Annotated in this window: 11 protein-coding genes; 3 read left to right on the top strand and 8 right to left on the bottom strand. The window is 43.4% G+C overall.

What is annotated here, in order from left to right:
- Positions 1 to 104 precede the first annotated feature (104 nt).
- On the bottom strand, positions 105 to 1,772 hold the full coding sequence (locus QQL36_RS04520; protein ID WP_321569096.1) for a GH39 family glycosyl hydrolase: 1,668 nt from the start codon (positions 1,770 to 1,772) through the stop codon (positions 105 to 107).
- A gap of 314 nt (positions 1,773 to 2,086) precedes the next feature.
- Here QQL36_RS04520 and QQL36_RS04515 point away from each other — a divergent pair, with 314 nt between their 5' ends.
- The gene (locus tag QQL36_RS04515) at positions 2,087 to 2,530 is read left to right on the top strand and encodes a GNAT family N-acetyltransferase (RefSeq protein ID WP_321569095.1); all 444 of its coding nucleotides are present in this window, start codon (positions 2,087 to 2,089) and stop codon (positions 2,528 to 2,530) included.
- On the opposite strand, the gene QQL36_RS04510 is transcribed toward QQL36_RS04515, so the two are convergent.
- The 3 genes from QQL36_RS04510 to QQL36_RS04500 form a co-directional block, all read right to left on the bottom strand.
- The gene (locus QQL36_RS04510) at positions 2,519 to 4,477 is read right to left on the bottom strand and encodes a six-hairpin glycosidase (protein ID WP_321569094.1); all 1,959 of its coding nucleotides are present in this window, start codon (positions 4,475 to 4,477) and stop codon (positions 2,519 to 2,521) included. The two genes, QQL36_RS04515 and QQL36_RS04510, sit on opposite strands and share 12 nt — an antisense overlap.
- A 184-nt stretch (positions 4,478 to 4,661) precedes the next feature.
- The gene (locus QQL36_RS04505) at positions 4,662 to 5,639 is read right to left on the bottom strand and encodes an SDR family NAD(P)-dependent oxidoreductase (RefSeq protein ID WP_321569093.1); all 978 of its coding nucleotides are present in this window, start codon (positions 5,637 to 5,639) and stop codon (positions 4,662 to 4,664) included.
- A gap of 17 nt (positions 5,640 to 5,656) precedes the next feature.
- On the bottom strand, positions 5,657 to 5,959 hold the full coding sequence (locus QQL36_RS04500) for a hypothetical protein (protein WP_321569092.1): 303 nt from the start codon (positions 5,957 to 5,959) through the stop codon (positions 5,657 to 5,659).
- A 260-nt stretch (positions 5,960 to 6,219) separates the two neighbouring features.
- On the opposite strand from QQL36_RS04500, the gene QQL36_RS04495 reads away from it, so the two are divergent.
- Positions 6,220 to 7,518: an alpha-L-fucosidase gene (locus QQL36_RS04495; RefSeq protein WP_321569091.1), complete on the top strand. Its 1,299-nt coding sequence runs from the start codon at positions 6,220 to 6,222 to the stop codon at positions 7,516 to 7,518.
- 156 nt (positions 7,519 to 7,674) lie between these two features.
- Here QQL36_RS04495 and QQL36_RS04490 read toward each other — a convergent pair whose 3' ends face one another.
- Positions 7,675 to 8,544, bottom strand: coding sequence for a helix-turn-helix transcriptional regulator (locus QQL36_RS04490; RefSeq protein ID WP_321569090.1), 870 nt, complete (start codon positions 8,542 to 8,544; stop codon positions 7,675 to 7,677).
- Between the two features lie 27 nt (positions 8,545 to 8,571).
- Entirely contained in the window at positions 8,572 to 9,585 is a 1,014-nt protein-coding gene (locus tag QQL36_RS04485) for an MBL fold metallo-hydrolase (RefSeq protein ID WP_321569089.1), read from the bottom strand.
- A 123-nt stretch (positions 9,586 to 9,708) separates the two neighbouring features.
- On the opposite strand from QQL36_RS04485, the gene QQL36_RS04480 reads away from it, so the two are divergent.
- Positions 9,709 to 10,131, top strand: coding sequence for a helix-turn-helix domain-containing protein (locus tag QQL36_RS04480; protein ID WP_321569088.1), 423 nt, complete (start codon positions 9,709 to 9,711; stop codon positions 10,129 to 10,131).
- Here QQL36_RS04480 and QQL36_RS04475 read toward each other — a convergent pair.
- Both QQL36_RS04475 and QQL36_RS04470 read right to left on the bottom strand, forming a co-directional pair.
- Positions 10,094 to 10,540: a hypothetical protein gene (locus QQL36_RS04475; RefSeq protein WP_083722650.1), complete on the bottom strand. Its 447-nt coding sequence runs from the start codon at positions 10,538 to 10,540 to the stop codon at positions 10,094 to 10,096. The two genes, QQL36_RS04480 and QQL36_RS04475, sit on opposite strands and share 38 nt — an antisense overlap.
- A 467-nt stretch (positions 10,541 to 11,007) precedes the next feature.
- Positions 11,008 to 11,730, bottom strand: a complete 723-nt coding sequence (locus QQL36_RS04470) for a helix-turn-helix transcriptional regulator (RefSeq protein ID WP_321570539.1) — start codon at positions 11,728 to 11,730, stop codon at positions 11,008 to 11,010.
- Positions 11,731 to 11,797 lie beyond the last annotated feature (67 nt).

Here is an 11,797-nt window from a genome sequence, read left to right as displayed (position 1 = left end):
AAAGGGGTATTTACGGCTGATTTTGTGAGGATGTCGAAAGAAAAGTGAATTGTATCATTCATCTGATTTGCTTTCAGGCAAATCAGATGAATGATACTGAAATTTTACTCGTAAGTAATTTTAATCAGTGACACCGCTTGTCTTGGCAGATTTATTTTTAGTTTGTAAATACCATTTGTGATTTTGATTTTCTCAGGTGCATTCAGTAAAGCCAATTGCCCAGCCTTTTCCAGCGTAGTATACTGTGCCGGAGTCGGTGATGCAGGTGATCCCATTTTCTTCCACACCTCATATGAATTACTATACTCCTGATCGATCCGATAATGATGAAGTGTCGCTTTTTTACCGGGCATATTTTGAATAGTTAATTCCACTGTTGATGCTCCCGTGGTAATATCATCATCATGATAATTCCATAATAAAATAGTCGTAGCTGTTTTGGAGGCAGCTGCCAGCGCATTTACATCGGTTTTATCACCTCTTACTCCATTTGCCATAATAGATTGCGCATCATATGCTACATCACCAGTAATGGCTAACCTGGTACCTGACATCATCCCCATCATCCGGAATACATTTAAGACAGGTTTATCCACACCATTTGTCGCCAATTCTCTAAAACCATAAAACCAGGGTTGATTCTCAAATTCAAAAGACCAATTTACCGCACCAATGATATTCGTGCCATAACTGTCATTTAACTCAATGATACGTGCAATAGAGGCCGCCGTGTAACTTGAATACATCGTTCCATTTCTATAAGCATTCTGCGGATCTGTTTTCATTCCACAGGCAGCACAACCTTCAGGATCGGATTCACCAATAATAATGGGGATATTCTTTAGTTCCGGAAAAGAAGAAATGATCTTTAAATGCCGGTTCACATCTTTTAATTGATTATTCATGCCCATGCGTACCCGATTATTAGTAAACACAGGTGCCCCTTTCGCATGAAAGGCAAGGAAATCAATAGGTGCACCGATTTGTCCGGTGGCTTCGTTTTTCTCTTTTAAACAATGGGTAATAAACCGACGCATGAACTCTCCTGCTCCACCTGTAGCATGCGGACCACCCACTCTGGCTGTTGGCAAGGCGCGTTTTACACCAGCAGATGCATAGTCGTACATTTTGCAGTAAGTAGGTATCTTGTCATCCACCATTAGATAGTATCCATCTGCTTCATTCCAAAGTTCCCAATACCAGCTTTCTACTTCTGCTTTTCCATAGCGGGCTACGCAATGTTTTACCCATTGGTAAATCAGTTCTTCCCATTTGTTATAGTCTTTGGGAGGATAGGCCCAGCCGGTACAAATCTCTTTGTAATCATGTCCTGGTTGCCAGTAATGTCTATAAGGAGTGGGATGTGTGGATAATGCTTCCGGCATAAAACCAATCTGTGCCAGCGGTTTCATTTTCCGGTTGATATAGGTGTCGAAAATGGAGTCAACAATTCGCCAGTTGTAAACAGGGTTTCCATTTGCATCTTCCGTATACATATTTGTAGAACCCCATTTCAGGGCGGCTTCGCCATCGCCTGTGTTCATCAGGTTATGTGCACGTACATACACGGGAACGGGACTGAGGGCTGCCAGTTCAGAAAGCAGTTTCTTCCCATCTTTCATATAGGTATAATTTGGCTCATCATAGCCAAACCAGGCCCAGATGGGTTTGAGCGGGCCTTTTTCATTTTTGAGGTCTACCTGGATGGCGGTCTGGCCAAAGGTGGCAATGGTATACAGGCAACAAATCGTTAGCAGTGATCTGAATTTCATTGGACGTGGGTGGTAATTCGTTTTTGGTAGCTCATTGAACGAGGACGGTAATTCGTTTTTGCGTAGCTCAATGGTCATGAGTGGCAATCCGTTTTGCGAAGCTCATTGAAGGTGAGCGGCGATCCGTTTTTGGTAACTGAGCACGAATACCGTAGCCAAGATACACAAACTGCCGATTCAATCATTGGCTATAAACCAGTTATTTAACGGCGTGGAATATGGATAGTAAAATATAGCAGCCTAAGGACTATCGAAATTCCATTAATCTGATTACCTTTTATTGGTATTCCTTCAAAATTTCAGCGGACAAAGTTATGCAACCATTTTCTATCCGACTTGCTACAGAAAAAGATTTTCCAGCTATTTTTTTGCTAATTCGCGAGTTTGCTGTTTTCCAGAAATCAGAGGATAAGGTCAGTATTACCCCTGAGCAGATGCTGGCTGATAAGGAGCTGTTTCAGGCATTTGTGGTGGAGGTTGATGGTATCATTGTAGGGTTTGCTACTTTCTTCTGGACGTATTATTCCTGGAGTGGGAAGGCACTGTACCTGGATGACCTTTATCTACAGCCTTCTGTGAGAGGGCAGGGAATGGGGAAGGGCTTGTTGCAATCGGTGATTGAACTGGCCCGTTCCCGGAATTGTAAAAAGGTGAGGTGGCAGGTATCCAATTGGAACCACCATGCGATTGAGTTTTATCAAAAGATGGGGGCGACGGTGGATGGTGTTGAATTGAATTGTGATTTATTATTGAATTAGTACATCATCTATGTAAAACACGGCTTCTGGTAGTGGATCGTCTGCCCCTGCTAATGGACCAGATTCTACCTGATTAGGTGTTTTACGATTGGGTAAGTTTCTGTAAGGGCCCGTGCGTAAGGAAAGGCGTTCTACTGATTTTACGGCTTCTGCTAGTTGTGCGTGTTGGAGGAAGTGCTTTTTATTGATAGTAATATCGTAGTTTTTATTGGTAATCGTAATGTCGATGGTGTACCAGGTGCCGGGTATGTAGGGTTGGAGTTGTTTGATGGAATCCCCATCCTGTGCGGTAATGTACCCTTGTTCACTGAAACTGATGCGCACAGGTCTATTGCCAAATCGGTCAGTGATGTCGATATCCAGCATGCCGTGGTCGTTTTGTTGAGGAGAGACTTTCAATTGTAATTTTGTTTGCCTGCTTTCTTTGAATACGCGAATAGCTCTGGCATAGTCGTAAGGATCTTTGTCAGCAAGTCGCAAGGCGTTGTTCGCGATGGTAACGGTCGCCCATTGAGGGGCGTAGATATTCCAGTCTTTGAGCGGGTTGATGGCATTGTCTTTTACAGTACTGATGCTATTATCTTTGCCCGCGCTGATTGAATTGCTTTTGCCATCACTAATGGAATTGTCTTTTCCTGTGTTGATGGTATTGTTTTTCACAGTGCCGGTGAAATTATCTTTCCCTGTACCATTGAAATTATCTTTTACCGGCCCCGTGACTTTATACTTTACCGGCAGTGGTACACGTGCCACCCATATATCTTCTTTATTCACACTGTAAGCGAGCCACATGTCATTACCCGGTGGAACACCATTGCCTTCTTCAATACCTCTTATATAATTAGGACCAAAATCTTTCCATCTACCATAAAACCGGCGGGGTGGAACTTCGCCATGTACAAGCAGCAGATCATCGAAGATGATGCCGTCATCACTGGTCACTAACGCCAGTGGATACCGGTATTCCTGTGTTTCGATAGGATTGTAGACCATTGCATACCGACCGTCTTTGGTTCGCTGGCCCCAGTTTTTACCACCAGCCATGAGTAAAGTAGGCACTCTCACTGGTTTGGAAAAGGTCTTGCCTTCATCGTCAGAGAGGGCTGTCCAGGATTTTTTCCAGAGGGCCACTACTTTGCCGTCTTTGCGATGGAAGTAGGAAAGTGCGTTCACGCTGTCTTTATAAGTTTTGAAATTGGGATAGAAGTCGTCGTTGCCGCTGTCTTCATCTAGCCATTGGAAGTTCATTAACCTGTCGGAGAGCAGGGCGGCACAGGCATTTACAAAACCTGTATCGGTGGAGTGCGTGTAGAATGGGAAGCTGGTATTGCTTTCATTCCATTTATTATAACTGCTGTAGCGGATAAAATGGATAGGTCCAAAAGTGCCGTCTTTGTGAATTTCTCTGACTACGCGACCGATGCCGCCTTCACGGAAAGGGTGTTCTGTATGACCATAAAAGGCGACTGTGAGCAGGCGGCCGTTGGGTGCTACATAGAAGCCCATGCGTTGGTGCATCATATACCCCTTGTACCCTTCGGGAATTTTTACACCCGGAGGTGCCTGGTAAGGAGGAAAGACTTCCTGTGGCAGGGTCCAGTGCTGACCGTCTTTGGAGGTCATAATAAGGGTGTGACCGGGGGCTTCGTGTTCATTGACTGGATTACTGAGGTATTGGAGGTAAAATTGGTGATTCCAGTAGGCGATGAAGGGGGCGTGGTTGTAGGTCCAACCGAAATTGTCAGATAGTTCAGGGTGAGAGCGGTTGGCCCTGAGTACCTGCCTGTTTTCCACGCCGATGGCCCAGCGGAGGCGGCCGTCGTGAACAGAAGGATCTACGGTTACACCGCCTATGTATCTTACAGGTTCTTTGGCACTGCCCGTTTGGGCGATAGAGAGTTTACACGTGAGGAGGCATAGCAGGAGTGCTCCTGGTAGTTTTTGCATGACAATCTTTTTGGCTGAGGAGGGTTAAGCTACAATTTAAAATGGAAAAATTCAAGTGATGTCGTTCCTGCCTTTTGAATTTTTTTAGCATATACTACTCCTATTGTACCGGGCTTTTGACCGAAGATGCTGTTTTTGTTTTAGGGGCTGTCTGAATGAAAAGTCCATGCATTAAAACTACAAATTAAATCATAGATTGTCTGAACTCCATAGGGCTTTGCTGCGTCTTGGATTTAAAAAACTTACTGAACGACTGTGAATGCTCAAACCCCAGCTCATAAGCAATTTCACTGACAGATAACTCAGATGTAGAGAGCTTTTCTTTTGCCTTCTCAATCAGTTTTTCATGAATATGTTGCTGTGCAGTTAAACCCGTGAGCTGTTTCAGCATATCACTGAAGTACTTAGCAGACAGGTGTAATTTATCTGCGAAATACCCAATGGTTGGTAAGCCGGTATTAATGTTTTTTTGAGAAAAAAATTCATCTAACAGTATTTCAAATGAAGACAACAGGTTATTGTTTAATGGCCTCCGCGTAATAAACTGTCTGTCATAAAAACGATTACTATAAGTGAATAATAAATCCAGTTGTGCAATCAACACATCCTGACTGAATTTATCAATCGGCCTGTTGATCTCCTGCTGTATTTTCCTAAACAGTTCTTCTATATCCTGCTCTTCATCTGCCGACAAAATTAGCGCTTCATTCACCTCATAATGAAAGAAATCATACTGCCGGATCTTCTTTGCCAACTCCGTACCCTGCAGCAGATCGGGATGAATCATCAGATCTCCGCCGGTACCAATGCCTGCATTATTGATCAGCCAGTCTACCTGTAGATTTCTATGAACGACTTCGTCTGCTATGATTTGGTCACTGCCTGACTTTGCAAGGTCAACGGCCAGGTAATGTGCTGTGATTTTGTACTGCTGACTTAATTGTTCGCTGAGTGTTTTCAACTTATCAGCAGATCTTGCTACCAGTAGTAAATGATGGCCTTCTTTGGCCAGTTGTCTGGCGAATGCTTCGCCTATGCCACCTGAGGCGCCAGTGATGAGTGTTACTTTCATGTCACAAAGGTCAGGTACCTGCAGCGTGGAAATGTAGCCAAAAGGCGGAAGGATGTAGTCAATTGGCGGAATATTGATTATCTCCGCCAATTATCGCAGCAATGAAATTATGATTTTAGTTCGTCGATAACTTTATCGATAGGGATTGTGGCTCTTAATTTTTCCAGTAATGGACTGGGAGATTCAGCGAAATATTGCTGGCCGACCTGTACACCAAACATATCATCGAAGTTACTTGTGCCGAGGCGTGCCTGCATGACCCGTCTTGCTTTTTCTTTTGAAATGGTAATAGTCGTTGACGCGGCATTTTGAAAGACCATTTTGTGATGGTCGATAAATTGCGCTGCATCATAAGGTGCGATTGTGATGGTGATTTGTGAGATATCTGTCATGGTGAGGATAGATAGCATGCTAAAGATAAGAATACCAGTTTGTTGAGGTGCCTCATGTTGGGTGTGTTTTGTCTTTATTGCAAAGATATGGGGTATGTAACATGGTGTAGGCAGGGGAATTTTCCTCTATTTCAAACTAAGCCTTATGCTTCTGCCACAGTCGCGGGGACTCGTCTTTAACAAGTAAGGTCAAAATAATGTCGTTGGGGTAATAAACATGCATAAAGTATAGGATAAAGATGCAAAATTGGGTAAGTTTATACAAATATGGAAACGTTATGGTCAGGTTGTCTTTAATTTCGTTGTTTATTACGCTGGCGTATATCCCATCTTTTTCTCAACAGGTGCTCCCTTCTAAAGACCAGATTGCATGGGCGGATGCGGAGATGGGCGTTATTATTCACCTGGATATCAACATCTTTGCACCGGAAACATTTGATTATAAAAAGAAAGAAACCTTACCTGATCTATCCATTTTCCATCCATCCAAACTTAATACAGATCAATGGGTGAAGACAGCAAAAGCAGCGGGTGCAAAGTATGCGGTACTCACGGTAAAGCATGGAACCGGTTTTTGCCTCTGGCCTTCTGCCGTGAATGATTATAATGTAGGACATACCCCTTATAAAAAAGATATCCTGCAGGATTTTATCGCCTCCTGTAAAAAATACGGCTTACGCCCAGGGCTTTATTATAATACAAATACTAACACTTATTATGGCACCCATGACGAAGCTTACACCAAAGCTGTGCTGGCCCAATTGAATGAGCTTTGGAGCAACTATGGTCCTATGTTTGAAATCTGGTTTGATGGAGGTTTGCAAAATGGGTTGGAGGCAGATGTGCTGAAGATGATTCATGACAAGCAACCACAAGCCATCTTATTTCAGGGGCCATTGAAAGCTGGCAATACTATTCGCTGGATTGGTAATGAAGATGGGTTTGCAGCTTATCCACAATGGAGCAGGGCAAATGAAACGACGGCTTCAGATGGCACTGTTAAAATAGATGGTCTGCATGGTGATCCGGAGGGGAAATACTGGTGCCCGGGGGAATCTGATTTTCCTATTCGTAGAAATTACGCATGGAATGGCGGATGGTTGTGGAAGGCTGGTGAAGATAAGGACCTGTTTTCTGTAAAGGAGCTGATGGAGAAGTATTATAAGAGTGTAGGCAGGAATACGAATATGCTTGTAGGTATGGTGGTGGATACCAGTGGACTCATTCCAAAGGCAGACTCGCTTGTTTTTGATAGTCTTGGGCATCGTTTAAAACAGGTTTTTTCAGCACCTTTGGCGGTGCGTAATAATTTAACCCAATCCATTATTGAGTTCGGAAATAAGACTGGAAAAGCCGCCAGTCAGATAATGATCATGGAAGATCTGGAATATGGGGAGAATATTTTAGCGTATAGTCTGCAGGCGATGATGGGGGATAAATGGAAAGAAGTGGCGACGGGAGAATCTGTTGGGCATAAGCGGATACAGACTTTTAGTCCGGTGAATGCGGAGCAGTGGCGATTGATGATTACGGGGAATGCGGGGCCACTGCATATTAGAAAAGTTGCGCTCTATTAGCCCTTTAATAGTTGACTGGACTTTAGTACGGCAATAGGTTGTTTGCTCAATCCGCTGGCAACCTGTTTGGGGAGTGTAGTTTTATTGTTTCATACTACAAAGGTCAGGAATGTGGCGATTTTTTACTAAAGAGAATCAAATCAATAAGTATGATTTTCAAACCCTGGTAGTTCTGATGGCATTTGGGGTGGTGCCGGTGATCCTTTTGAAATAGTTATTAAAATAGGTGGGATATTCAAACCCCAGACCATAGGCGATATCTGCTACGCTCCAGTTGGTATGTTGCAGCAAAGCCCTGGCTTCGGCGGTAATTCTCTCGGCTATGAGTACGGAAGTTGGTTTGCCGGTGACGGCCTTTACTGTACGGTTCAGGTAATTGGTATGTACAGAGAGGGAGTTGGCGAAATCCTGTGCAGTGCGTAGTTTGAGTGGTTCTGCAGGGTTGTCGATGGGGAACTGCCTTTCCAGCAATTCTAAAAAAGACCGGGTGACGCGGGCAGCGGCATTGTGTTCCCGCAGGTCCTGGTTGGCAGGTTGAATCTGTAGGGCTTCGTGAATGATAAGTTCAATACAGTTACGGAACAATTCATCTCTGTGCTCATAATCACTATTATATACGGTGAGCATTTTCCTGTAAATGCTGGTCAGAAATGCGACTTGTTCCGGGTTTAATGGCAGTACCGGTGATTCGGATGATCTGAATAGCGGTGAATTCTGCACCAGGTCAGTCAGTTCCCTGCCAGCAATAAAATCTTCCGTGAAGACACAGGCATAGCCTGATCTTTCAAGGGAACGGGGGATAATCGTATGATGGACGTTCGGATTGGCGAAGAAAAGGTAGGTACCATCTATGTCCATCGTTTTATCTCCGAATTTCAGGATGAAATCCCCCGTTACCATCACTATTTTATAATAATCCCTTCTGGCGTGCACTTCTGCGGCCGGTACGATGCCGGATACCTCATGTACTTTAAAACCTTTAGATTTTAAGTCTGCGCCGATACAGGTACTGATTCTTGTTGCCATATGGCAAAGTTAAGAAAATCAAACCTTTTATTGGCCAGATCCTAATGTGCTGTAATTGATAGGTATCCATAGATAGCCATTGGCTTGTGGTCTCACATGACCGATACCCGGGAAGGAGATGTGATCAGCGGCCAGCCAGTAGCCCTTAGCAGCTGCATCTTTAAATGTTTTGATCCTTTGTATAGCGGCGTTTTTTTCATCTACATCAAAGTTGATAGTAACGGCAGGGTCTGGAAATTGTATGCTGGCGGCATGTATCATATCGCCGATGAATAGCATCTTTTCGCCTTTGCTCTCTAATGCATAGAAGGTGTGGCCGGGTGTATGTCCGTGAGCATCGATGGGTGTAATACCGGGAAAAAGTGGCGTGCCATATTCAAAGGTTTTTACTTTGCCGGCTTTTATGTAAGGTCCTACTTTGTCTTCAGCTTCTTTGAACCATTTGGCTAAGCGGGGTGTCTTGTTTTTCTCATTCATCCAGAAATCTGCTTCTGGTTTACTGATGTAAATGGTGGCATTTGGGAAAACCATTTTGCCATCGAGCATGAGTCCGCCGGTGTGATCGGTGTGAATGTGTGTGACTAATATCGCATCGATTTGTTCAGGTGCTATGCCTATTTTGCGCAAGCTCTCTGGCAGGTGGCCTAGTGTAGGGCCATACAATTCAGCAGCGCCTGCATCGATGAGGATGTTTTTGCCGTTGATTTTTAAAAGGTAGGCATTGACAGAGGCTTCTTCGGTGGGTGTTTGATAACTGAGTGTCGTCAAACTATCGATTTCCCGGTGCGAGACATTGGTGAGGATATCGTGCAGGTGAATAGGCACCGTGCCATCTGATAATGCAGTCACTTCGTAGTCGCCGAGTTGAGTGCGGTAATAACCAGGTTGGTTTAATTGTGCAATGGCTTGTAGCGGAATGGGGTGTTGCGAAGTGGGGTGTTGCGGAATAACTTGTTGAGAAATGGGTTGTAGCGGAATGACTTGTTGCGAATTTGCTTGTTGCGAAATTGTCAGGAATAAAATAAAAAGAAGTTGTTTCATCTTGATTGTTTTGAAGGCAAAATTCACGGTATATGTCGTTGGAGTCAAGTACGCAGTTGATTATGACATACGCATAAAATTATGCGTATGTCGGGTTATTGACAGGCGGTGTATCTTTGTTATATGTATGAGCGTAAAATACCGAAGGACCTCGATTGCGGGATGGCCATGACGATGGATATCATTGGTAATAAGTGGAAGCCTTGTTTGCTATATAGTATTTACAAGGGTATTAACCGGCCCGGGCAATTGCAGCAGCAAAATCCAAAGGCATCCAGACAGGTGTTGAATCAGCAATTGAAAGAATTGGAGGCACATGGCATCATCCGGAAAGTGGTGTATGCACAGTTGCCTCCAAAGGTGGAATATTTTCTTACTGAATTGGGTGAGACATTGATTCCTGTATTGGAAGCAATGACTGCGTGGGGGAATTCTTTTATTGTAAAGGAGGAGGTATTTCCTGCCGTAGAGGAGGAAATATTACCTATTGTAGAGCAAGAAATTTTGCCTATTGTAAAGGAGGAAATATTGCCGGTTCGCCCTTAGGGATTTCCCTGATTTCCACGCTACCTCCGTATTTTAATATTGGACAGGATTGGGCCAGTATTGTTGCCTCATCTATATTTTCTGCACGTAGCAGGATGCTACTTACCTGTTTCAGGTTTTCTATTGTTGCTTGTTGGGTGGTCACGTTACTATCTTCAGGATGGGCGGGATTCTTCGTCTCTGCCTGTTGAGCAATCACTTTACTTTCTCCCGGATAGGCAAAGCTGGTGATGTAATGACCGGATGCTTTCCAGTCTGCAATGGCTTTTTCCCATTGGGGATTGACAGCTTTGGCTTGTTCTGTAGTGTAAGTAAGTGGTACTTTAACGAGTACGACAAAAGCTTTCATGTGTTGTGTGTTTTTTGCGGTGCCAGCAAAGAGCAGCAATGCGATGAGTAAATGTTTCATGTAGCAAAGATGCGCTGGTATCACGCCGGGGAATAGTAAAAAATCATTGATTTTACCATTGAGGTAAATGATTCGCTATTGTCATCTCTGGAAATAGTAAAAATCATTGATTTTACCATTGAGGTAAATCATTCGCTATTATCATCTCTGGAAATAGTAAAAAATCATTGATTTTACCATTGAGGTAAATGATTCGCTATTGTCATCTCTGGAAATAGTAAAAATCATTGATTTTACCATTGAGGTAAATCATTCGCTGTTACCATCTCTGGGAATAGTAAAAAATCATTGATTTTACCATTGAGGTAAATCATTCGCTGTTATCATATCTGGGAATAGTAAAAAATCATTGATTTTACCATTGAGGTAAATGATTCGCTGTTATCATATATGGGAATAGTAAAAATCATTGATTTTACCATTGAGGTAAATCATTCGCTGTTACCATCTCTGGGAAATAGTAAAATTTACCATTGAGGAGGTGTATTGAAAAAGCTGGATGGCGTGAGACCGGTGAATTGTTTGAAGGCTTTGTTGAAGTGTGCCTGGTCAAAGTAGCCGGCTTCGAGAGCAAGGTGGGTGAAGTCTTTAGTGGAATAGTTTTTAACGATGGATTGCATACGTACGAGGCTTGCAAATTGTTTTGGCGTAGTGCCGATCACTTTTCTGAAACGTTTTTCAAATGCATCCTGACTAATATAAAGGGAGGAGGCGAGTTGAGTGATATTTAAATTGCCCTGTTGTTCTTTGATTGCATTAGTAGCTGCTAATATTAACTGATCGGGTGTGCGGTGTTTGAGTTGTTGTAGTAGGAAATTTTCTACGATGCCGATGTAGTCAGTGCCTTCGCTCAGTTGATCTTCTAAGAAGGAAATGTCTACCAGGTTATCCAGTGAGATACTTTCATTGAAGAATTCATGTGCAGGGATGTCGAAGAAAGCATTGAGCCCTCCTTCTTTGAATAATATCAGCAGGTTGGAAGTGCCGGCATGATATTGAATGAGGCGGGGTGTTTTTCTCAGACCTGAGAGCGAGTAAGTAGGCAGTGATTCATTTTGGGAAGAGATATTGCCTTTTAACCGCAGTGCCAATACAGGTACGATGCCCGGTAATACCCTATTGACAATGAGTACCTCGCTATCGATGATGCGGTAGCCATCGATGTAGGGTTGTAGAGAAGGGGACGGTATGTAGTTGTGAATTTTGATACTGAAAGTTAAAATATTTTTCAGATTTTTTGTAGCAGCACAGCTTTAC

The organism is Chitinophaga sp. LS1, assembly GCF_034274695.1.
Lineage (GTDB): Bacteria > Bacteroidota > Bacteroidia > Chitinophagales > Chitinophagaceae > Chitinophaga.
The sequence above is the reverse complement of the archived record's forward strand: the minus strand, read 5'-3'. Positions and strand labels throughout refer to the sequence as shown.